The organism is Salinibacterium sp. SWN248 (assembly GCF_015864575.1).
Classification (GTDB): Bacteria; Actinomycetota; Actinomycetes; order Actinomycetales; family Microbacteriaceae; genus Rhodoglobus.
This window is the reverse complement of record NZ_JADYWW010000001.1, coordinates 1475404-1497235: the sequence shown is the minus strand read 5'-3', so window position 1 is coordinate 1497235 and position 21832 is coordinate 1475404. Positions and strand designations below refer to the sequence as shown.

20 protein-coding genes are annotated in these 21832 nt (G+C 59.8%); 7 read left to right on the top strand and 13 right to left on the bottom strand.

Going from position 1 to position 21832, the window contains the following annotated elements:
- Positions 1 to 55: 55 nt before the first annotated feature.
- From I6E73_RS07180 to I6E73_RS07160, 5 genes are all read right to left on the bottom strand, one after another.
- Positions 56 to 1063, bottom strand: coding sequence for an aminotransferase class I/II-fold pyridoxal phosphate-dependent enzyme (locus I6E73_RS07180; RefSeq protein WP_197124201.1), 1008 nt, complete (start codon positions 1061 to 1063; stop codon positions 56 to 58).
- A complete protein-coding gene (locus I6E73_RS07175) occupies positions 1060 to 2313 on the bottom strand; it encodes a hypothetical protein (RefSeq protein ID WP_197124199.1) in 1254 nt (417 codons plus the stop codon). The genes I6E73_RS07180 and I6E73_RS07175 overlap by 4 nt, the downstream gene beginning before the upstream one ends.
- 20 nt (positions 2314 to 2333) lie before the next feature.
- The gene (locus tag I6E73_RS07170) at positions 2334 to 2666 is read right to left on the bottom strand and encodes a hypothetical protein (RefSeq protein WP_197124197.1); all 333 of its coding nucleotides are present in this window, start codon (positions 2664 to 2666) and stop codon (positions 2334 to 2336) included.
- 523 nt (positions 2667 to 3189) lie between these two features.
- Positions 3190 to 5796: a leucine--tRNA ligase gene (gene leuS, locus I6E73_RS07165; RefSeq protein WP_197124195.1), complete on the bottom strand. Its 2607-nt coding sequence runs from the start codon at positions 5794 to 5796 to the stop codon at positions 3190 to 3192.
- Positions 5797 to 5971: 175 nt separating this feature from the next.
- The gene (locus tag I6E73_RS07160) at positions 5972 to 7375 is read right to left on the bottom strand and encodes an anthranilate synthase component I family protein (protein ID WP_197124193.1); all 1404 of its coding nucleotides are present in this window, start codon (positions 7373 to 7375) and stop codon (positions 5972 to 5974) included.
- 11 nt (positions 7376 to 7386) lie between these two features.
- Here I6E73_RS07160 and I6E73_RS07155 point away from each other — a divergent pair, with 11 nt between their 5' ends.
- Positions 7387 to 8151: an aminotransferase class IV gene (locus I6E73_RS07155; RefSeq protein ID WP_197124191.1), complete on the top strand. Its 765-nt coding sequence runs from the start codon at positions 7387 to 7389 to the stop codon at positions 8149 to 8151.
- A gap of 73 nt (positions 8152 to 8224) precedes the next feature.
- Positions 8225 to 8905 carry a DedA family protein gene (locus tag I6E73_RS07150; protein ID WP_197107131.1) on the top strand — a complete coding sequence of 227 codons (681 nt, stop codon included), beginning with the start codon at positions 8225 to 8227 and terminating at the stop codon, positions 8903 to 8905.
- Positions 8906 to 8988: 83 nt separating this feature from the next.
- On the opposite strand, the gene I6E73_RS07145 is transcribed toward I6E73_RS07150, so the two are convergent.
- From I6E73_RS07145 to I6E73_RS14865, 5 genes are all read right to left on the bottom strand, one after another.
- A complete protein-coding gene (locus I6E73_RS07145; protein WP_197124189.1) occupies positions 8989 to 9900 on the bottom strand; it encodes an ABC transporter substrate-binding protein in 912 nt (303 codons plus the stop codon).
- A gap of 2 nt (positions 9901 to 9902) precedes the next feature.
- Positions 9903 to 10655, bottom strand: coding sequence for an ABC transporter permease (locus I6E73_RS07140; RefSeq protein ID WP_197124187.1), 753 nt, complete (start codon positions 10653 to 10655; stop codon positions 9903 to 9905).
- Positions 10652 to 11329: an ABC transporter permease gene (locus tag I6E73_RS07135; RefSeq protein ID WP_197124186.1), complete on the bottom strand. Its 678-nt coding sequence runs from the start codon at positions 11327 to 11329 to the stop codon at positions 10652 to 10654. Before I6E73_RS07135 ends, I6E73_RS07140 begins: the two co-directional genes overlap by 4 nt.
- A complete protein-coding gene (locus I6E73_RS07130; protein WP_197124184.1) occupies positions 11326 to 12153 on the bottom strand; it encodes an ABC transporter ATP-binding protein in 828 nt (275 codons plus the stop codon). The genes I6E73_RS07135 and I6E73_RS07130 overlap by 4 nt, the downstream gene beginning before the upstream one ends.
- Positions 12154 to 12282: 129 nt before the next feature.
- Complete coding sequence (locus I6E73_RS14865; RefSeq protein WP_197124181.1) at positions 12283 to 12933, bottom strand: TetR/AcrR family transcriptional regulator; 651 nt, start codon at positions 12931 to 12933, stop codon at positions 12283 to 12285.
- A gap of 103 nt (positions 12934 to 13036) precedes the next feature.
- Here I6E73_RS14865 and I6E73_RS07120 point away from each other — a divergent pair, with 103 nt between their 5' ends.
- From I6E73_RS07120 to I6E73_RS07105, 4 genes are all read left to right on the top strand, one after another.
- Positions 13037 to 13720 (top strand): SOS response-associated peptidase, encoded by a 684-nt coding sequence (locus tag I6E73_RS07120; protein WP_197124179.1) that lies wholly within the window; start codon positions 13037 to 13039, stop codon positions 13718 to 13720.
- A 59-nt stretch (positions 13721 to 13779) separates the two neighbouring features.
- Positions 13780 to 14832, top strand: a complete 1053-nt coding sequence (locus I6E73_RS07115) for an App1 family protein (protein ID WP_197124177.1) — start codon at positions 13780 to 13782, stop codon at positions 14830 to 14832.
- A 79-nt stretch (positions 14833 to 14911) separates the two neighbouring features.
- Positions 14912 to 16708 carry a glycoside hydrolase family 15 protein gene (locus I6E73_RS07110; RefSeq protein ID WP_197124175.1) on the top strand — a complete coding sequence of 599 codons (1797 nt, stop codon included), beginning with the start codon at positions 14912 to 14914 and terminating at the stop codon, positions 16706 to 16708.
- Positions 16705 to 17748 (top strand): FUSC family protein, encoded by a 1044-nt coding sequence (locus tag I6E73_RS07105; RefSeq protein WP_197124173.1) that lies wholly within the window; start codon positions 16705 to 16707, stop codon positions 17746 to 17748. The genes I6E73_RS07110 and I6E73_RS07105 overlap by 4 nt, the downstream gene beginning before the upstream one ends.
- Positions 17749 to 17773: 25 nt before the next feature.
- On the opposite strand, the gene I6E73_RS07100 is transcribed toward I6E73_RS07105, so the two are convergent.
- Together I6E73_RS07100 and I6E73_RS07095 are read right to left on the bottom strand one after the other, a co-directional pair.
- Entirely contained in the window at positions 17774 to 18964 is a 1191-nt protein-coding gene (locus I6E73_RS07100) for a glycoside hydrolase family 3 N-terminal domain-containing protein (RefSeq protein WP_197124171.1), read from the bottom strand.
- A 33-nt stretch (positions 18965 to 18997) separates the two neighbouring features.
- Positions 18998 to 19468, bottom strand: coding sequence for a hypothetical protein (locus I6E73_RS07095; RefSeq protein ID WP_307783856.1), 471 nt, complete (start codon positions 19466 to 19468; stop codon positions 18998 to 19000).
- Between the two features lie 68 nt (positions 19469 to 19536).
- Between I6E73_RS07095 and I6E73_RS07090 the strand changes: the two genes are divergently transcribed.
- Positions 19537 to 20358 carry a UbiA family prenyltransferase gene (locus tag I6E73_RS07090; protein ID WP_197105861.1) on the top strand — a complete coding sequence of 274 codons (822 nt, stop codon included), beginning with the start codon at positions 19537 to 19539 and terminating at the stop codon, positions 20356 to 20358.
- A 51-nt stretch (positions 20359 to 20409) separates the two neighbouring features.
- On the opposite strand, the gene I6E73_RS07085 is transcribed toward I6E73_RS07090, so the two are convergent.
- Positions 20410 to 21795: a DHA2 family efflux MFS transporter permease subunit gene (locus I6E73_RS07085; RefSeq protein WP_197124169.1), complete on the bottom strand. Its 1386-nt coding sequence runs from the start codon at positions 21793 to 21795 to the stop codon at positions 20410 to 20412.
- Positions 21796 to 21832 lie beyond the last annotated feature (37 nt).

Below are 21832 nucleotides of genomic sequence, written 5' to 3'. Positions count from 1 at the left end.
TCGCCCACGCCTGCTCGCTACCTTCCCTTCAAGGTGAAGCCGCCAGGAACAACGATTAGGTCAGCGCGGCCTTAACCTGTTGCATCCAAGAGACGTTCGCCTGCGACACGTCAAGCCTCAACACGTCAAGGGAAGGATATTGCTTCGAACCGACGGGGAACTTCAAGGTGCCGACCTCGACACCCCCAGCTAGCCTCGCCAAGTCGACGCTTAGAAAGCTGTCAGCATCTGCATTTCGCACTGGAATGCCCACTTCCTCGATAGAAGAAATGAGTGCAGCCTTGACTTTTTTCTGGTTCGTGACCATTCGAGCGAGTAGTTGCTTCGTCTCCGGTTCGGAGCAGAGAGCCGTCTCTAAGGCGCAAAGCTGGAATAGAGTCCACGGGAAATGTTCGCCGCGGGAAAGAACTGCATGATGCCCTTCGGGCAACACAATCCCCCCAAGACGAGCAGACGCGAGGCCGAGTGTTTTCGAGAAGCTGAAGGCCGCGCAGGCTCCAGCTTGAATGATCCCGTGCAGAATAGCCACGAACTCCGTTGTCAACGGATTTAGGTATGTGAGGTCCACGACGACACGATCCGAGTTGGCCACGATTTCACGCAAACCATTGAGCTGATCATAATTCCCTAGTGGATTGCCTGGCCAACACAAAAAGACCAGCGTTGTGCCAACGCAACCCTCAAGCATGCCGACCAGCACATCTGATGTTGATTCAGGGTGATAAACCAGCGATCGCGAGCCCGAACTGGCCGCAGAACGCGAGTATCCGGGGTAACCACCACGGGGCAGCAGGACAAAGGTTGGCTTCATGCCCGAGACCACTCTGTCTATTGCGTCATCTGAACCATGGGTAAAAATGAGAGACTCTGGAGCGGTCGCGAAAGCGTCGCTAAGCTGCCGACGCGCATTGTTCAATTCTGGATCTATGTATTTGTTCCACTCGAGACTTACCATGCGCTTAGCGACTTGCTTCTTCAGCTCTTCAGGAAAGTCCTCACTCGGCAATGCGAAGGAGACACCTTTCGGCGGCAACGCGAATACTTGCTCCTTTCGACTTTTCATCTTCTGAGCTGTGAAGCTGATGACAAGTTTGCAAGCCTAATCACGAGCGACGAGAAGAAAACTAGCCTTCCCAAAAATACAACCGCCCAGATGGATTCCGCGGATCCCAAGCCCAACAGCCAAAGAGTGAGTAGCGCAGGAATGGTCAAGCCCAACGAAATAACGACGAGGCTCTTAAGGCCGAATGTGGGGGATGTCAGCACTTTTTGCGCCCCAAACCCGAAGCCTGTGACCGGCTCCATACAAAGCTGTAGCGCCATCATCGAAACGATCATCCAAGGGATCAGGCTTAATGGTGTAGCTATGGCTCGAACTACTAATAGACTCGCCGCAATTGATACGAGGATCCCCGTTGCTATCGCCGTTAGCTGAAGGAATCTAGCCCGATCATCCGCCAGCGTCCCTCCCGCTTGAGCGATAAGTCGCCCTCCAACCAATCCAAATTGCTTAAGCGGAATGACTACAGCCCGCATCAACGCAACCACCAGCACAACAACTGCTCCGTCTCTCGGACCGCTAGCTGCAGCGACCGTGCCCGCGACAGTGAAAACTGTCATGAGCACAAGACCATCAAGCGCTGGTTTCAGCCGACTGGGCAACTCACGAATAGCATGTATAGGACTGGCGACAAAAAGGCGCACGCTATCCGCTAAAACAAGGCGGGTAGTACCCTCTTCGAATCCCAAACGCTTGAGCCGATAAACCAGAGCACCCACGTCGCTAACCACCCCGCTCACCCCAATGACTAAGACCGCGTTCAAAGAAGATAGTTCCGCTGCAACGACAGAGACGGCAACTAGAACCTGAAAAAGCGCAGCCGTTACCGCAATTGCAAGGTTTTCTCCATCACGATTCCGAGTCTGATAGACCCCAAGGAGGGTTGCTGAAAACGGCAAGATTAGGAGCGACAACGCAGCCCCGAACCAATACGTACGAAACAGGACCGGGTCGACACTGAGAACGAGTGGCAATAGAAACCCACCAGCGGCCGCAAAAACCCCCAACGACACCGCTGCACCACTCGCGAGTCGAAACTCTTCGGTAATCGGAGCCCGGAGGGCTTCGACGCTCTCGTTCTTCAATCTAGATAGTCGGAAGATCGCCGAAACCGTAAAACCGGCCACGAGGACGAGAGCAAGCCCAAAGTAGGTTCCAGTAAGACCCACCACTGTCTGCACAGATGCGTCGTAAGAAACGACCAATATGCCAAGAATGAGGACAGGACGAACGCTCGGAATAAACGCGCCCAACGCTGCAAGGCTTCCTCGCGTTAGGAAAGAGCGGACCACAGGGAATCTCGTGGTACGACGGCAATCGCTTCGCTATTTGCCCCAAATTCATTGATCTGGTCTAGAGACATTGCGAGTTCATCCTGCAAAAATCGCACAACGTTCCAATCTTGGGCTACCTCAGCGGTGAAAGGACCGAAACTTTGTACGTAGTCGGGAATCCATTGGACCCATTCCCGCACGAAGGCTGCATCTCCCACTCGCTCGTTGTAAGAGAGTGGGTCTATCGATTCGTGATCCAGAAACTTTTTTCCTGGCAGCGAGCCGCATAACTGACGATAGCTGCTTGTTTGAAGCAGCAGTTCATGCCACACGTCGTCGACCTCTGGGGTAACTGGAATTCGCCTCCCCTCGGTCATCGATACGATTGCCAAGTACTTTAGGCACTCGCCCAACTGACGCTCCAACGTCTCGGAGGGCCTGCCCTCGATCCGCGATAGAGCTGTTCGTTTGTATGTTTCGCTAATCAATCTTCTCCCCTTTATTGGTCCCTCGGCGAACAAATGGGAGGGAGCGTCAGCGCTCCCTCCCAACTATTGCTACGTCGCGACAGGGTTTGAGCAGCAGTCCAGCTCAACGCGCTTTAAAGCTTCAAGGTGGTCCTTTTCGATTCGAGCGACCAATTCTTCCATTGTCTTCCTCCAATTTGATCTACATTGATCGTGGCCAACCGGCCATCATTGGAAGAATAACTCAGGTTTTGCTGAGCTGTCTACCCCTAAACGGGGGGGGGGGGGCGTAGCCGCGCTTGACGGGCCTGCTCAAACTCTTCCACCTGCACAAACTAAACGCGCCCCGATTGCTCGGAGCGCGCTTAGTTGCAACGTGTGGAGTGGCTTAGCCTTCGGTGGGCTGTTGACGAGTCGCGATGTTCACGATCTTGGGAGCGCGCACGATGACCTTGACGATCTCGCGGTCACCGACGGTGCGCTTGACAGCTTCGGATGCCATGGCAAGAGCTTCGAGGTCGGCACCCGCAATCTTGGGCGAAACCTCGAGGCGGTCACGGACCTTGCCATCGACCTGAACCACAGCCGTCACCGATTCCTCAACGAGGAGCGCCGGGTCGGCCTTGCGCCAGCCGGCAAGAGCGACCGTGGGCTCGTAGCCGAGCTTCTCCCACATCTCTTCTGCCGTGTGCGGAGCGAACAGGCTGAGGGCGATCGTGATGACTTCGGCGGCTTCACGCACTGCAGCGTCGCCGCCGCCAGCACCGGTGTCGATGGCCTTACGGGTGACATTGACGAGATCCATGATGCGAGCAACGAGAACGTTGAACTTCAACGACTCGGCAAGGCCGGGGCCATCAGCGAGGAAGCGGTGGGTGGCGCGACGCAGCGTGGTGTCGCCCGTCTTCCACTCGATCTCGGGAGCACTCGTGACATCCCGCACGACACGGAATGCGCGAGCCAAGAACTTGTGTGACGCCGCCGGCGACACGTCTTCCCAGTTGATGTTCTCCTCGGGCGGGCCCGCGAAGGCCAGCGTCAAACGAAGCGCATCGGCACCGTGCTCGGCGATTTCGCCCGAGAACGTGACAGCCTTGCGGCTGCGCTTCGACATCTTCTTGCCCTCAGACAGCACCATGCCCTGGTTCAGCAGCGCGCTGAAGGGCTCAGTGAAGCTGACGTAGCCGAGGTCGAACAGCACCTTGGTGATGAAACGCGAGTAGAGCAAGTGCAGGATCGCGTGCTCAACGCCACCGACATACTGGTCGACCGGAGCCCACTTCTCTGCTTCTGCGGGATCGAATGCCTGCTCAGAGTCGTTCGGCGACAAGAACCGCAAGAAGTACCACGAGCTATCGACAAACGTGTCCATCGTGTCAGCGTCGCGAAGAGCTGGGCTGCCATCGCGCGGGTCTTCAACGTTGATCCAGTCTTCGGCGGCGGCGAGAGGCGACTTGCCCTTCGGCTTCAGGTCGAGACCCTCCGTCGACGGCAGTTCAACAGGCAGCTGATCGAAGGGAACCGGAATCAGCTCGCCATCCGAACCGTGGATGATCGGGATGGGGGTTCCCCAGAAACGCTGGCGGCTGATCAGCCAGTCGCGCAAACGGTACGTCTTCGCAGCACGACCGGCGCCAGCAGCCTCAAGCTGCTCCACGATCTTCTTGATCGCATTGTTCTTGCTCAAACCATCGAGAGGGCCCGAGTTGATCATGCGGCCATCACCCTGCAGCGACTTGCCTGTCTCGCGCGGGTTCAAGGGCGGCAGATCATCCGGAAGGATAGCCATGCCGTTTTCGTCAAGCTCGAGGACAGGAATCAGACCAGTGATCGGCGCATTCGTGTCGAGCACAACGCGCACGGGAAGATCGAACTTGATCGCAAACTCAAGGTCGCGCTGGTCGTGGGCAGGCACAGCCATAACCGCGCCGTGACCGTAATCAGCCAGAACGTAGTCGGCAGCCCAAATCGGGATGCGCTCGCCCGTGACCGGGTTGATGGCGAAGCGCTCGAGAGGAATACCGGTCTTCTCGCGACCGGCATCCTTGCGCTCAATCTCCGTCTGCTTCTGAGTCTGCTCGAGGTAGCTAGCGAATGACGCCTTCACGTCATCGCTCGCGTTCTCCACGAGTTCAGCAGCCAAATCACCGTCGGGGGCGACGACCAAGAAGGTCACGCCATAGAGAGTGTCGGGGCGCGTGGTGAAGACAGTGACCTTCTCGTCACGACCTTCGATCTCGAAGTCGACATCCGCACCGATCGAGCGGCCGATCCAGTTGCGCTGCATCGTGAGAACCTTCGACGGCCACGCACCCTCAAGCTGGTTGAGGTCGTCGAGAAGACGGTCGGCGTAGTCGGTGATCTTCAAGTACCACTGCGTGAGCTTCTTCTTGACAACGACGGCGCCGGAACGCTCGGACGTGCCATCAGCCAGAACCTGCTCATTCGCGAGAACAGTCTGATCTACCGGGTCCCAGTTGACCCAGGAATCCTTGCGGTACGCGAGGCCCTTTTCGTACATCTTGAGGAACAACCACTGGTTCCACTTGTAGTACTCGGGGTCGCTCGTGTGCAGAACGCGATCCCAGTCAAAGGAGACGCCGTAGAGCTTCATGCTCTTCTTCTGCTGGTCGATGTTGTCGTACGTCCAGCCACGAGGGTCGATACCGCGCTCGATGGCTGCATTCTCGGCGGGGAGACCGAAGGAGTCCCAGCCGATGGGGTGCAGAACGTTGAAACCGCGCTGACGCCAGTAGCGTGCAGCGATGTCACCAAAGGCATACGCCTCGGCGTGGCCCATGTGCAGGTCGCCCGAGGGGTACGGGAACATGTCAAGAATGTACTTGCGCGGACGCTTGTCGTCCGGGTCGCTCGTCGCGAACGGCTTGAGCTCTTCCCACTTGGCTTGCCACTTGGCGTGGATGGCGGCTACATCGTAGTCCGAGGCACCATCGCGGTCGTCGTGTGCACCAGCAAAGTTGGGCTGCTCAGTCACGTAAACACTCTCAATTCGTTACAGGGAAGATCTAAGATTACCCAACTCACGGCCGCGCTCGAGGGGGCCAAAAAGTGTCGGGCAATTCCATTGTCTATGAGTTGACGTCTCTCACAGTACACAGCCGCACGGTAGACCGGTCGTTCACTACGGCCGAGAGTGGATGCACGGGCCCTTAGCCGGCCGGAACACCGAGCACTCGCAGCAGTGCGGCCGCCTTCAACTTGACCTCGGCGAGCTCTTCGTCGGGCACCGAGAGAGCCGTAATACCTCCGCCGGCGCCGATCGTTGAGCCCCGAGCATCCATGACGATGGAGCGGATGACCATAGCTAGGTCTACGGCACCGTCGAGCCCCACATACCCGAAGACCCCGGCGTAGATGCCGCGCGGAGCACGCTCGAGAGTGTCGAGAATGAGGGTCGCCGAATGTTTGGGGGCGCCCGTCATTGATCCCGCCGGGAAGGATGCCCTGATCGCATCGACGGCACTAACATCAGAGCGCAATTGACCCCGGATGGTGCTGACAAGCTGGTGCACAGTGGCGTAGCTTTCCACGGCGAACAGCGTCGGCACCGTAACGGACCCGACCTCGCAGACACGACCGAGATCGTTGCGCATAAGGTCCACAATCATGAGGTTCTCGGCGCGCTCTTTGTCGCTCGCGAGAAGCTCGGCGGCAAGCCGCCGGTCTTCCGCAGGATCGGTGCTGCGGCGACGGGTACCCTTGATGGGCTTCGTCTCAATCAGCCCCGTGGGATCGATCGCCAAGAACTGTTCGGGCGTTGAGCTGAGCAGGGCGGTCTCCCCCACCTGCAGGAAGCCGCCGTGATGGCTCGGGTTTACCTGCCTCAAAGCAAGGTACGTCGCTACCGGATCAGCCACGTGGTCGACGTGCACGCTCGTCGTGAGACACAACTGATAGGCATCGCCCTCAACGATCGACCGCTGGCAGGCCGCGATCATCTCGAGATACTCGGAGTCGGAGTCGCGCCAGACGGCGATGGGCACGGGCCCTGAAGTCGGCGCCGGGGCTGGGGCCGAGCCAAAGGTTGCTAGCGGCGCCGGGGCTGGAGCTGTGGGGCGCGTCGCCGCGGTCTCTACGAGCGCCGCGATACGCTCGCGCCACAGCGCGAGCTCTCCCGTCCAACTCTCGCCGAGAGCGAGCAGGCTCAGCGACTGAGACCCGTGATCGAAAACAATGACGCGGTCTACCCACAGCCAGGCGGCATCCGGGGTCGCTGCGGGTGTCGTGATGGGCACACCGAGGGATTCGCCGCGCAGTTCGTAGCCCAGCCACCCGATCCAGCCCAAACGGAAGCCAGCGGGGGCGGCGGAGTGATCGACCTCCGGAATGGTGAACTCGCGGCGCATCCACTCGAAAACAGGTTCGTTGAGATCAGTGCTCAGCACGGCTCTGCTCGACACAGCGAGATAGCTGCGCCCAGACTGAGCCGCAGCACCGCTGTCGAGCCAGACTGCGCCAGCAACATCCGAAGCACACTGTGCCATGAGTTCGCTAAACACCGCCGCGGGATCAACCCAGCGCGGCAGGTCAGCAGTCAAGACGCGAGAGCGCATAACCTAAGCCTATGAGTGCGGACGCAATATATCGGTGGCAGAACGACAAACTCCTCGAGATCTCACCTCAGGAGGTGCCGGCAGTTCCGATGATCGTTGCCGATTCGTGGCTCGTCACGTCAGGTTCGGTGCTCGCCCTCAATCTTCACCGCCAACGATTTCTGGATGCCGTACCCGCCAGCCAGCAAGAAACTGCCGACAATTTCTTCACGGCGGCGATCGCCGCTCTCCCCCGCGCTGGCACGTGGTTTCCGCGTGTAGAGCTCCGCGGAGCCGAGTTCTTTCTGCGCTTGCGCGCGAATCCCGAACTTCGCCGTTCCGCTACGGCTGCGAGCTTTCAGGGTGATGACCCGCGCACTGAGCCCACGGTGAAGGGCCCCGATATCGACGCGATGGGAGCGTTGCAGGCGGGAGCCCGCGCCCACGGAGCAGACGAAGCGATACTCCTCACTGACGAGGGCTATGTCATCGAGGGTGCCTATAGCGCTGTGTTGTGGTGGCGCGGCGAGATCCTGTGCGGCCCACCGACAGAATTCGAGCGAATCGATAGCGTCACGGCGCGCAGCGTCCTCACCTTGGCGCGGGCGCTCGGGCTCGATACTCACGAAGAAGCAGTGACCCCGGCAGAGCTGGAGGGCACCGAAGTGTGGGTCGTGAATGCCCTGCACGGCATCCGTATTGTCTCGAAATGGATCGATGGCCCGGAGCTGGCAGAAAAGCCTGGTCGCCTCGAACAGTGGCGCACGCGGCTTGGCGCTCTGGCTCGGCGTATTTAGCCAGTTCGCTTTCGGCTTCGCTCGCTAGGCTCGATCTGTGCATCTCGTTGACCTCGCCCTAAACACTGAGCCGATCGCTGCCGCTGGTGGCTTCAGTCAGTGGGTCAATGATGCGCTGAGCTACATTCTCGACACGGTGCAGTCGGTCGACCCAGTCCTGCGCACGGTTCTGGCTGGCGTTGCCATCATGTTGGAAACTTCAATCTTGGTTGGCCTTCTGGTGCCCGGCGACACCGTCGTGTTAGTGGCGAGCAGCGCGGTAGGCAGTGTGTTCGAGGCGAGCATCCTGATCGCCGTCGTGATTGTGGGAGCCCTCATTGGCGAGAGCGTTGGTTTTGCTCTCGGACGCTATTTCGGCCCCAAGATTCGGCACTCGCGGCTGGGTAAACGCATTGGCGAACAACACTGGGTGCAGGCCGAACGTTATCTCGGACGCCGCGGTGGCATTGCCGTCTTCATCTCGCGATTTCTTCCCGTGCTGCACTCGCTGATTCCCGTAACAGTGGGCATGAGCACGATGCGTTACCGCACCTTTATGGCGTGGACCGTGCCTGCGACGAGCATCTGGTCGATCGCCTACGTTTCGGTCGGCGCGCTCACGGCAGGCAGTTTTCGTGAGCTTCTCGATCAACTCCACTACGCGGGCTACGTCTTCGTCGCGATCGTCGCGGTTCTCGCCATCGGCACCGTGATCGCCAAAAAACTGCTGCACCGCTCGCAACAACGTCACATGGAACATCAGGACAGCGAATAGGCGTTAACGACCGAGGGGCGGATGCACGTGCATCCGCCCCTCGGTGCTGGACTAGCCAGCAGTGTGTTGTGTTTTAGCCTGCGTTAGTTCAGGCCGTTTTCGCTCAACCATGCGCTAGCGATGTCGTCGGACGACATCTTGTCAACGGTGCTCTGCACGTTGAGAGCAACGAGGCCCTCAGGAGTGAGCTTGGCGCTCACAGCGTTGAGCACGTCAGCAACAGAGTCAGCGATATCTGCATTGACGATCGGCACCACGTTCGAAGCCAAGAACAGGCCCTCGGGGTCTTCCAACGTCACGAGGTTCTCGGTTTGGATACGCGGGTCGGCGCTGTAGACGTTCGCGATGGTGATCGTTCCCGCTACGAGAGCGTCAACGGTCGTGTCGCCGGTAGCGGTGAAGCTGACGGTTGCACCGTAAGTCTCTTCAAGACCGGCGGGGCCGTAAGGACGCTCTTCGAGTTCAGCGTTGCCGCCGAGCTTGAGGTCGCTCACGCCAGCCAGATCCGCGAGCGTGACAAGCGAGTTCTCTGCGGCGAAGTCAGCAGTCACGTTGTAGGAGTCCTGATCGGCGGCAGATGCCTGGTCGAGAACGGTGAGACCCTCAGGAAGTGCGTCAGCGAGTTCTGCATAGACCTCGTCTGAAGCGGTAGCCGTGGTGTCGGCGCTGTAGAACTGGAGAAGGTTTCCCGTGTACTCGGGCATGATGTCTACTTCGCCGCTTTCAAGAGCAGGAAGGTAGGCGTCGCGCTGACCGATCTGGAACTGACGCTCCACATCAAAGCCGGCGTTTTCGAGTGCCTGCGAGTAGATCTCGGCGATAATTTCGTTGGAGTAATAAGCCTGCGATCCTACGACGATGGTGTCGCTAGAGGCGTTGTCATCACTCGATCCAGTGTCCAGGGGATCACTAGTTGCACACCCTGACAGGGCAATTGCAACCCCGACCGCGGCGGCGCCAAGCGCGAGCCGGCCTTTGTTCTTAGCTGTGAACATTTCTATCCTCTTCTTTCTTGGGCAACTTTTGCTGCCACCGGACGTCGTCGAGGTGACGACGTTCGGACATCTTTAGCACGCCCAGCCGAAACTCCGCGGGGAATCGCGAATTGCTGGAGGAGTGCGAAAACACCATCGAGCACGAGCGCTAACGCCGCAATGAGTAGTGCGCTGCCCAGCATCTCGTCATAGCGCTGAAGCGGTAGCCCGCGGAAAATGTATATCCCGAGACCGCCGAGACCCACGTAGGCCGCGAGAGTTGCCGTCGCGACCACCTGCAGGGTTGCGGCGCGGAGCCCACCGATCAGCAGTGGGAGCCCGAGGGGAACCTCCACCTTCCACAGGATCTGCCATTCCGTCATGCCGACTGCACGAGCAGAATCGATCACTCGACGGTCTACCGCCTCAATTCCTGCATACGCTCCGGCCAAAATCGAGGGAATAGCGAGTAGCACAAACGCGGTGATCGCGGCGAGCTGGAGTTGGATCGAGGTCACACCGATCAACAACACGAGAAGCAGGATGAGCCCGAACGACGGTAGCGCTCGTGCCGCTCCTGACAGCCCGACAGCAAAGTCGCGACCCTTGCCCGTGTGCCCGATGTAGAAGCCGAGAGGCACTGCAATAAGCGCCGCGATAATGACGGAAATTAAGGTATAGAAGAGGTGTTCTTCGAGACGCAACGGGATGGCGTTGCTGCCCTCAAGGCGCTCAGGAGAGAACAGCCACTGCAGTGCTTCGGCGAGAAGGTTCACGCGGGTGCTCCTTTCAGTTCGGGAGCAGGCGACTTCTTCTTCGAAACAGAAGCCCACGGCATGAGCAGCCGCCCGAGCAGCACAAGCCCACGGTCAATGAGCAATGCGACGATCACGGTCATGACAACGCCAGCGAAAATCTCTTCCAAAATGCGACGCTGAAAGCCGTTAGTGAAGAGGTAGCCGAGGCTCTCGACACCGATCAGGATTCCGACGGTAACCAGACTCACCGTCGACACCGCGGCGACACGGAGGCCGGCGAGTACGACGGGGCCTGCGAGCGGAAAGTCCACTGTCCAGAAACGACGCCAGCCGCCGAACCCGACGGCGGTCGCTGATTGACGGATCGCAGGGTCAACCGAGGCCAGAGCATCCGCCACCGAGCGAGCCATGATCGCCACGGCATACAGCGTGAGCCCGATCGTGATGTTGAGCTCGCTCAAGAAGCTAATGCCCAAGAAGGGTGGAAGGATCACGAAAAGCGCGAGCGAGGGAATCGTATAGAGCAGACCAGCGAGGGTCAGCAGGATGCCCCGAGTGAGCTTGAAGCGATACGCCAGCCACCCGAGGGGGATCGAAATGAGGAAGCCAAGAACGATCGGCAGAATGCTCAACCGAACGTGTTCGAGCGTGAGGCCCCAGATCAGATCAAGATTATTGATGATCCAGGTCACGCGAGCTCTGACCCTCCTACAAGAACGCCGGCGCCGCGGCCTTCACTGTCGACAAGAATCGTGCCGTTCGCGGTTTTCTTGAGCGTGAGCGCACGCTTGCCACGGTCGGTGCCAATGAAATTGGCCACAAAATCGCTGGCAGGAGCTGCCATGATTTCGGTGGGGCTGCCTACTTGAGCGATCTTGGCGCCCTTTTCGAGAATGACAACCTGATCGCCGAGCAAGAATGCTTCGTCAATGTCGTGCGTCACAAACACGATCGTTTTATCGAGCTCATGCTGCAGCCGAATAGTTTCTTGCTGCAACTCCGCTCGCACGATCGGGTCAACCGCGCCGAAGGGCTCATCCATCAGCAGGATGTTGGGGTCGGCAGCAAGCCCGCGCGCCACACCGACGCGCTGCTGTTGCCCACCAGAGAGCTGACTCGGGTAGCGGTCAGCCAAGCCGCGGCTGAGGCCGACCGTATCGAGCAGTTCGAGCGCTTGCTCACGCGCCTTCTTTTTCGGCACCCCATTAAGCATGGGCACCGTAGTGACGTTATCGATCACTTTGAAGTGCGGAAGAAGCCCAGAGTTCTGCATGACGTAGCCAATGCTGCGCCGCAGAGCAACAGGCTCTTTGCTCATGATGCTGACGCCATCGATCTCGATGTCGCCATCCGTGGGATCGACCATGCGGTTGATCATCCTCAGCAGCGTTGTCTTACCGCTGCCGGACGAGCCGACGAAGACCGTAATCTTGCGTGACGGAATCACGAGATTAAAGTCTTCTACGGCCACGGTCCCGTCGGGGAAACGCTTGGTTACTGCTCGAAATTCAATCATAATTTCGGCTCATTCCTCGCGCCTCTACGCGGATCGACACTTGCCAGCACTATTAGCTAAACAGTATTCGACGCCGCTGTCATTCCCGATTGGGTATAACTAAGGCAAATTCGCACAGAGCGAACTGAACTACCAGCCGATGTTCTCCATAATGAAGCCTCGAACATACGACGTGCTCACCGTAATGAATTCGTCATCGCCCTGAGGGTTCATCAAGAATGCGCGCGCCACAAGGGCATCACTCATCTCGAGAGCCGCTTCAAGCGTGAACCGCGTTGCCGCAGAGTTCTCTACGCCAAAACGAGCCGACAGTGCTTCAACGATGCGCTCAGCAACCAACGACTTGTGCGTGCGGCCGTTCGGCAGCGGGCGCAAGTCAAGCTGGTCTCCTACGCGCAATCCGCGGAAACCTGGTTCGGTGCGGTACGTGTAGATAACGGATTCGAACGCGGTGCTCAGCGCTGCACGCCAGTCGGCGTGGGCTGGGTCATTGATCGCATCCGTGATGCGAGTCATGACGCGCTCAAAGTTGCGCGAACCCAAAGCCTGAAGCAGAACGATGCGGTCGGGGAAGTAACGGTAAACGGTACCGATCGACGCTCCCGCGCGTTCGGCAACCATAGCGGTGGTGAGTCGCTCAATGCCGACCTCGTCGACGATGGATGCAGCTGCATCAAGTAGTGCGGTTAAACGAGCTGTGCTTCGTGCTTGCACGGGCTCGTTGCGTAGCGAGACTGCTGGTTCAGTCACGATTTCAACGGTGCTTGTTTGTGCGGACACAATGGCCCCCTTCTCGGTGTCTGATCAATCCTAACCTTTAGAACGATTGTTCTACGTGGGGTAGAAGCTCACTTTTTCTGACAAAGAGCCGTAAAATTCATATATGTGCGGTCGATTTGCGATGGACGACACGGTGAATCAGATGATCACCGAATTTGTTTCGGCGACCGGTAGACCTCCTGAGGAGTGGCAAGCTGACTGGCTAGCAACCCCCATCGTGCGTCCGACCGATCAGGTGCCGATCCTGCTCAAGACGGTGAGCGACCGCGACGATCCGAAGTCAGAGCTGATCCCCCGAGCCGCACTCGCCCAGTGGTGGCTTACTCCCCCGTTCTCTCCTGTGCTGCGCGGAAAGTATCCAACCTTCAACGCTCGCAGCGAGACAGTGACCGAGAAACCTACTTTTCGCTCCGCCGTAATCAGCCAACGTGCCGTGTTGCCCGCGATCGGATACTTCGAAACGCAAAAGAGCGGGCCGAAGCCTGTTCCCTATTACATAGCGCCGCCCCAAGGGCTCCTCTTCTTCGCCGGCCTCTACTCGTGGTGGAAAGATCCCGCAGCCGACCCGAGTGATCCCGCGCGCTGGCATCTGACGACCACAATGTTGACGCAGGCGGCAACCGGAGCACTTGCCGACATCCACGATCGGATGCCGGTCATTGTCGCTAAGGACGCCATCGACGAATGGATCGACCCTCACACCCGCGGCGACCAGTTATTAGTCGACGCGATGGTTACCGCATCCGCAACGTTGAGTGAACAATTGCGCGCTGAGCCGCAGCGTTAGGCCACCGGAGCGAACGCTTGTGCACCCCGGATGACCACCAGTCGCCCTAGGCTGGAGTAATGGCTCGAACCAGCACATCCAGCACTTCGTCGAAAACGGCGGGCGAGTTCCTTCATCGAGCCGCCCGCATCGAGGATTCGTTTCACCGGTGGCGCGAACGTCGTGGTCGCAAGCGCGGCCTCACCACCACGATCATCCCGTACAGCAGTTATGGTGCTCCCGGCTGGGCCCGAGTGCTGTGCCGTGTAGTGCTGACTCGAGGAACCGAGACATCAAAGAAGCGCGCCGAGAAAGTACGTGGCTGGCGCAGTTTCTTCAGCATCCCCGTTGATGACGAAGTCGTCACCGTGACCATCGGCGGAACGAAAGTGGAAGTCACCCCGAGCCGCGGTGGCGTTATTGATACTCAAATTAGTGCCACCCTCAGCCCCGGCTGGCAGACCGCCACCCTTGATTCCGTTGGTGCGGAGCCCGCGACCGCCCACATCTTCGTAGTGGACCCCCAGTCGACTTTCGGCGTGATCTCTGACGTCGATGACACCGTCATGGTTACCGCGCTTCCTCGCCCGCTTCTCGCCGCCTGGAACACCTTCGTGCTCGACGAACACGCCCGACGCCCGGTAGCGGGCATGGCCGTGCTGTACGACAGGATCGCTCGCGCGAACCCCATCGCTCCCGTGATTTATCTCTCGACCGGCGCGTGGAATGTGGCCCCAACGCTCACTCGCTTTCTTCGGCGCAATCTCTACCCGCGCGGAGCAATGCTGCTCACCGACTGGGGGCCAACCCACGATCGTTGGTTCCGCAGCGGCGCTGAGCACAAACGTGCCGAGCTGCGACGTCTAGCCGCAGAGTTTCCGAACGTGAAGTGGCTCCTTGTGGGCGATGATGGCCAACATGACGAAGAGATCTATGGCGAATTCGCTCGTAGTCATCCCGACAACGTCTCCGCCGTCGCCATCCGCCAGCTCTCGACCGGTGAAGCAGTTCTCGCCGGTGGACGGAGCCGGTCGGCAGAGGACGAAGAAACGTCCTCGATCCCGTGGCGTTTTGCGCCAGACGGTGCACGCCTTGCTATTGAGCTGCGTGAACTCGGTCTCATCAACGACTAACGTCACATTTTTTGTTAAATTTGGCGCACGATGCACCGATGTACAGGGTCACGGCCTTTTACGCTGCAATGATTGAACAATGGCGTTACCTATCGAAGACTATGCCCTCATCGGCGACTGTCAGACTGCTGCCCTCATCGGAAAAGACGGCAGTATTGACTGGCTGTGCTTTCCGAGATTCGACTCCGCATCGATGTTTGGAGCGTTGCTTGGCAACGAGGACCATGGCCGTTGGTTAGTGGCTCCGCGGGCGAGCGTGGACGCTCCCGCTACCGTCACAGCGACGCGCAAGTACCAAGACAACACCTTCATCCTCGTCACCAATTGGGTGACAGAAGACGGCGAAGTTGAAGTCACCGACTTCATGCCCCACGGCAACCGCCGGGCCGACGTGATTCGCCGTGTGCGGGGAATCAGCGGCAGCGTAGAAATGTATGCCGAGCTTTTGATTCGTTTTGGTTATGCCACCGCTTTGCCGTGGCTGCACCAAGCGCCCGAATCGGGCGGTCACGCCATCATCGGCGTTGCCGGCCCCGATGCCATCGTCGCTCGCGGCGTCGAGATGCACGCGTCAGACCACACGCACCGTGGTGAATTCACCGTGGGTGCTGGCGAGGTTCGCGACTTAACCATGACGTGGTACCCCGCGCACCGCAATCCACCAGCCGAGGTCAACGTGGATTCTGTGCTCGAGACCACAAGTCAGTGGTGGCTTAACTGGTCGGCACATTGCGAGCCGACGGAGCAGTATCGCGAGATCGTCAAGCGATCGCTACTGGTTCTCCGCGTGCTCACCCACGAAGACACCGGCGGAATCGTGGCTGCGGCGACGACCAGTCTGCCGGAGTGGTTCGGGGGCACCCGCAACTGGGACTACCGCTATGTCTGGCTCCGCGACGCGGCACTGACTCTTCACGTTCTGCTCGACCACGGCTATGTTTCCGAGGCCGAAGACTGGCGCCGGTGGTTGCTCCGCGCCATTGCTGGTGACCCCGCCGATGTTCAAATTATGTACGGACTGTCAGGTGAGCGCTGGCTCGAAGAGCGCGAACTCACCTCGCTGCCTGGCTATGAAGGAGCTTCGCCCGTTCGTGTGGGCAACGGCGCTTTCGACCAGTTCCAAGGCGATGTGTTTGGCGAAGTCATGGTGGCCCTTCAGGCCGCTCGGCGCTCCGGCGTGCACGAGAATGACTTTTCGTGGCCACTACAGCGTGCCCTCATGTCTCACGTTGAAGACAACTGGAAACGCCCAGACAACGGCATCTGGGAGATCCGCGGGCCAGAACGTCATTTCACTCACTCTCGCGTAATGCTCTGGGCAGCGATGGACTGCGCGATTACCGCGGTCGAAGAGTTTGGACTCGAGGGCCCCATTGAGAAATGGAAAGAGATCCGCGAAGAGATTCACCAAGAAATCGAGCGCGAAGGCTGGGATGCCGAGCGCGGCACCTACACGCAGTATTACGGTGGCACCGGCGTAGACGCGTCGCTACTGCAACTCCCCCAGGTCGGTTACATTGCCGCCGATGACCCCCGCATGCTGGGAACGGTCGCGGCAATCGAAGAAGAGCTGCTCTCCGATGGCCTCGTGTTGCGATACCTCACCGAAAGCGGTGTCGATGGGCTGCCTGATGGCGAGAACCCGTTCCTCACATGTTCCTTCTGGTTGGTTGAGCAGTACGCCTCCTCCGGGCGAATGGATGACGCGACCACCCTCATGGATCGCCTCGTCGGCTTCGCAAACGATGTCGGTCTCATCAGCGAGGAGTACGACACTGTGAACAACCGCCAAGCGGGAAACACCCCTCAAGCGCTCAGCCACTTGGCACTCGTGCGCGCCGCCGATGCGATTTCGGAAGCAAAGACACCCCGGTGAAGTTCGTAACGACGCTTGTTATTGCGCGTCGTTCTCCGCTGTTGCAGGTACTAAAGACATCTGTCGCGGCAATTATTGCGTGGCTTGTTGCTGGTTTTGTCGTGCAACAACCGCTGCCCATTTTCGCTGCAATCGCTGCGTTACTCGTGGTGCAGCCCAGCGTCACGCAGTCGATCGAAAAGGGCCTCGAGCGGAGTATTGGTGTGGTCGCGGGAGTCGTTATCGCTCTCGGGGCTGGGCAACTCTTCGGAGACTCCAGCTGGGTCATCCTGATGGTGATCGTGCTTGCAGTGGTGCTCGCGTGGGCGTTGAAACTCAGTGCGGGGTCTGCCAACCAGATTCCCATCAGTGCCATGCTGGTGATCGCGCTGGGTGGCCAGAATGCTGAATATGCCGTTGACCGCATCATCGAGACGATCATCGGTGCCATGATCGGTCTCATCGTGAACCTTGCGATTGTTGCGCCCGTCATCGTGAGCCCCGCGCACACTGCGGTGTCACTGCTCACGAAGCACACCGCCGCTGCACTGGAATCTCTCGCTTCCGCACTACGCGCGCCAAAAACGAATGCCGAACTCGATGTTTTGCTCGCCGACTCACGCCACCTCAAAGAGCTTCGTGACGCCGCCGCCGCCGCCCTGCGCAAGGGTGCGGACAGCCTGACGTTGAATCCCCGGCGCAGCAAACACCACCGGATGCTGCACCGCGACCGGGAGCTCTTCGCGATGCTCACCGTGCTTGTGACACGAACGCTCGGGATGGCGCGCGCCATTCACGACCGCTACGACTCCGACCTCGCGACCGACCCCGTTGCGCTGTCCATCGCGGGCGAGCTCGAACGCGCCGCCCACGACCTGCGGCTGCGTGGCCGTTCCCCGAGCGAGCGAGAAGCCGCGCCTCCGACGCGGGAACTGCTCACTCTCACTGCTCCGCTCACGGTGTTGACACCGCATCCGCAGCACTGGATTTTGATCGGTTCGCTATTGGAGGATGTTCGTCGCGTGCACGAAGAAATCGTCGGCGACAAGCCAACCGGCTAGCAATTGAGCCGCCGAAGGTTGTTCGTCAGCCTGCGATCGTGACGCAGTCAGCGAGACAGTGCACGAAGCGACCGGTCTCGCCCGATAGGCCACGGCGCAATTCGAGTAGCTTCAGCGCAGCCTCGTCGATGACAGCTTCGTCGAGTTCACCCTCATCAATAGCGTGCGACACGGCGGTCACGATGCCGGAAGCATCAACGGCGCCGACATACAGGAGCATCGTGTTGCCCGCCTCGATAGCGCGCACCGCGTTAGTGATCTGGTTGGAGTATTCCGCTACTCCGGAGCGCTCCAGCATGCCCATGTCATCGGTGATTGACACCCCGTCAAACCCCAGATCGTCGCGCAGGATGTCATGCCAGCGTGCCGAAAAGGTGGCCGGCTCCGGGTCAACTGCGGTGAACTGAAGGTGCCCAAACATCACGAGCGGTGCGCCGGCGGCGATGCCGCCTTCGAACGGCACCGCGTGAGTGGATTTCCAGTCGTCAAATGACAGCGCAGTCGTCGGGATGCTTGAGTGTGAGTCTCCCGCCGCTGCCCCGTGACCCGGAAAGTGTTTGAGAGTGGAAAGAATCGGAGATTCACCCTCCACCGCCTCGGCGACGCGAGCCCCGGCATCCGCCCCCGTGCCGCCAAAGGAGCGTTCGTAGATAAAGCTTGATTGGTCGCTTGCCACATCGGCAACGATTCCGAAGTTGACCGAGACCCCCACCGACTCGAGCAGGGCGCCGCGTTGGGCAAAGGCGTCGAAGGTGGCTTGAGGGTCACGATCGCGCAGTTCATTGGCCGATGCCGCATCATCCGTCGGAACGCGACGCACGATGCCGCCCTCCTGGTCAGTGGCGACCAATACTGGCAAGCCAGCCTCGTCACTGAGTGCTGCAGTGTCAGCGGTGAGCTGGCTGAGCGTGCTCGGGATGTTGTCGCCCATCAAGATGAAGCCACCGACATCCGCGAACTCCGCACTGATCCGCTCGGCCGGAGACACTCCCGGAATGTGCACCATGAGCATGCTCAAGACTTTTTGCCTCACCGTCATCGTGGAAAGACGATCGCGGGCATACTGCGCAATCGGATCGGCCTGCACCGGATCCGCACGCGGCGCAAAGGTCGGTGCTGGCACGACGGCAGATTGCGTGGTGGTCGTGCAGCCGACGAGCGCGACGGTGACAGCAAGTGCGACCGCAAACGCAGGAAGTCGGCGCGCACTCGTCATGCTGCGATGGTACCCGGGATCAGAAAACCGAGGTTAAGAAAGCCAAGTGAGAGAGGCGAAATCTTCGGCGGTGAGACCAAACTCGTCTGTTGCATGGGCGACCGTCGTGCGCACATCGGGCACCTCAACATTTTTGCGCGTAATGATGTCGATCCCCGACGGAGTAAGCCTCGACCGCGAGAACCGCAACACAACGGTGTCGAAAGCGTCATCGGCCCCGACTACCTGCCAGCGGCTCGTCAACACTTTGAGCCAGCCCTGACCGCGCCACACAAATTCGTCGCCCAGCAGCCGGTCTGTGCCCACGATTGTCTTCGTTTCGCCGGAACGGGTGGTGTAGCTGACCGTGTCGGAAAGCGTGAGCTCTTCGCCCTCTGCAGGCTCATAGGTGAACTCAGGATTATGACGGGTGCCATCGAGCCACATAGGAAAATTGGTCGCCGCAATCGCCCACGTACCTGGCAGCTTGGCGGCGAGCACCGAAGCATCAAAAACATCACTCACAGGATCAACATAGGACACAATGTCTGTGAGTAAGCATCACGACTCGTGCCAAACGTTACTCTTGCCTCATGTTGCGCGCCCTTGCCCGGTCCACCCACCCTGGACCCACCGTTGCCGTAACCCTCATCGCGTGCGCGTTGGCGTGGGGTGCCGGCCTCGACGGCTGGCGCGTTGCTGTAGTGACGGTCATGATTCTGCTCAACCAGATCTCCGTCGGACTCTCCAACGACTGGCTTGATGTTGCCCGCGATCGCCGCACCGGACGCACAGACAAACCCATCGCGAGCGGCGAAGTGTCGACACGACTCGTGGCGACCATTGCCATCGTCTCGGCAGTGGCATCCGTCGGACTGTCGTTGACTCTTGGCCCGCTCGCCGCTCTCGCCCATGCCGTCTTTCTCGCCAGCGGCTGGTTCTACAACCTCGGACTCAAGTCGACGGCTGCCTCCGTCGTGCCGTACATCACCGGCTTCGGGGCCCTGCCCGCCATCGTGACACTGGCCGCGCAACCGCCGCACCTCGCAGCGGCGTGGGTGATCGCCGCCGGGTCGCTGCTCGGCGTGGCCGCGCACTTCAGCAACGTGCTTCCGGATTTGGAGGATGATCGGGAGACCGGTGTGCGGGGGTTGCCGCACTACCTTGGCTCCCGAGCATCCGGAATCATTATTGCGGTCAGCCTCGTGGCCGCATCGCTCACCATTGTGTTCGGGCCGGGCACACCACCCACCATCGTCGGCTATCTCGGCGTCGCCGCGATCCTCGCGATTGCCGTCGTGAGCCTGACGCTCATCGCCCGCAACATTATGAAGCGGATGCTGTTTCGCCTCAGCATCGCCGCGGCGCTGATTAGCGTGGTGCTCTTGTTGCTGTCGGCACCGCAGCTCAGCTAACGCGCTCGGCTGAGCCGCCGAACAGCAGAGCAACTGAACCGCAGAGCGGCCTCAGGACAGCGGCGGAGCGGCATCCGGAATCGCAGGATCTACCGAAGAGGGATTGCGGATGCCCAGGAACGACACCAGCGCCCCGGCGAACAGCAGCGATGCCATCACGATGACAACCCGGTGAAAGTTTTCGGGGGCGAGCGGCCCCACGACGATCACGCCGATGAGGGCGACGGTGATGAGCCCGGCGATGCGGGATACGGCATTGTTGACGGCAGAGCCGATGCCGGCCTGTTCCGCGGAGATCGCCCCCAAGATCGCTGACGTGAGTGGAGCAACGGTCATCGACATGCCCACGGCGAAGAGAAGCACGCCCGGCAAGACCTCGGTGACGTAGTTGACCGACTCTCCCATCCCCAAGAACGTGATGTAGCCGCTGGCCCCCAAGAGCGGGCCGAGCGTCATGAACCAGCGAGGCCCATACCGGCCACTGAGCCGCCCAAAGTAGGAAGAAAGCAGGATGATGCCGATCGACGACGGCAAGAACGCCAGCGCCGCAAAAGTGGCCGAGTAGCCCGCCACTTCTTGCAGGTAGATGACGACGATGAAACCGCCGAGCGCCAGCCCACCGTAAATGAACATCGTGGCGATATTGCCCATACTGAAATTGCGGTGGCGGAACAGCTCGAGAGGCAACATGGGCTGCGGCGCCCTGCTCTGCCAGAACACGAAAGCGACAAGGCTCAGGATGCCGACCACGAGAGGTACGAACACGACGGGGCTCCCCCAGCCGTAATTTCCTTGCTCGATGAGCGCGAAGACGGGGCCGCCGAGACCGACGATTCCCAACACTGCACCCAGGTAATCGATGCGGGTATTGGCCTTACGTTCGTCTTTGTGACCGAGCAACACGATCATCCAGAGGGTGACGGCAATCGGGATTACATTGATCGCGAAGACAAGGCGCCAGCTCAGAAGGTCGACGAAGAGTCCCCCGAGAACGGGCCCGACGAGAAAGGCGGCGCTCGTCCACGCGGTCCATTGGCCAATCGCGTGCGCCTGAGCAGCACCCCGGAACGACGACATGATGAGCGCCAGCGAACTCGGAACCAACAAGGCTCCAGCCACCCCTTGCAGTCCACGGAACGCAATCAGAAATTCTGCCGTCGGCGCGACCGCGATCAACAGCGACGCAACCCCAAATCCGATAAGCCCGACGCGCACAATCACGATGCGGCCGAAAACGTCGGAGAGTGACCCCGCCAACAGAATGAGCGAACCGAGCGTAATGAGATACGCATCGACAACCCACTGCTGCGTGCTCAGCCCACCGCCCAACTCAGCACTGATCGCCGGAAGGGCAACGTTAATGACAGAGCCGTCGAGAAACGCTACAAAGGACGCGAGAATCGCGACAACGAGAACGAAACGCTGATTGCGGAGCATAGAAGAATTCAACACCGATCTGGGCGCGAATATGCCG

Excerpts from the sequence above, each read along its gene's own strand:
- I6E73_RS07180 (WP_197124201.1), bottom strand. The coding sequence starts at position 1,063 with ATGAAAAGTCGAAAGGAGCAAGTATTCGCGTTGCCGCCGAAAGGTGTC.
- I6E73_RS07160 (WP_197124193.1), bottom strand. The coding sequence starts at position 7,375 with ATGCGCTCTCGCGTCTTGACTGCTGACCTGCCGCGCTGGGTTGATCCC.
- I6E73_RS07155 (WP_197124191.1), top strand. The coding sequence starts at position 7,387 with ATGAGTGCGGACGCAATATATCGGTGGCAGAACGACAAACTCCTCGAG.
- I6E73_RS07145 (WP_197124189.1), bottom strand. The coding sequence starts at position 9,900 with ATGTTCACAGCTAAGAACAAAGGCCGGCTCGCGCTTGGCGCCGCCGCG.
- I6E73_RS07130 (WP_197124184.1), bottom strand. The coding sequence starts at position 12,153 with ATGATTGAATTTCGAGCAGTAACCAAGCGTTTCCCCGACGGGACCGTG.
- I6E73_RS07120 (WP_197124179.1), top strand. The coding sequence starts at position 13,037 with ATGTGCGGTCGATTTGCGATGGACGACACGGTGAATCAGATGATCACC.
- I6E73_RS07115 (WP_197124177.1), top strand. The coding sequence starts at position 13,780 with ATGGCTCGAACCAGCACATCCAGCACTTCGTCGAAAACGGCGGGCGAG.
- I6E73_RS07110 (WP_197124175.1), top strand. The coding sequence starts at position 14,912 with ATGGCGTTACCTATCGAAGACTATGCCCTCATCGGCGACTGTCAGACT.
- I6E73_RS07100 (WP_197124171.1), bottom strand. The coding sequence starts at position 18,964 with ATGACGAGTGCGCGCCGACTTCCTGCGTTTGCGGTCGCACTTGCTGTC.
- I6E73_RS07090 (WP_197105861.1), top strand. The coding sequence starts at position 19,537 with ATGTTGCGCGCCCTTGCCCGGTCCACCCACCCTGGACCCACCGTTGCC.
- I6E73_RS07085 (WP_197124169.1), bottom strand. The coding sequence starts at position 21,795 with ATGCTCCGCAATCAGCGTTTCGTTCTCGTTGTCGCGATTCTCGCGTCC.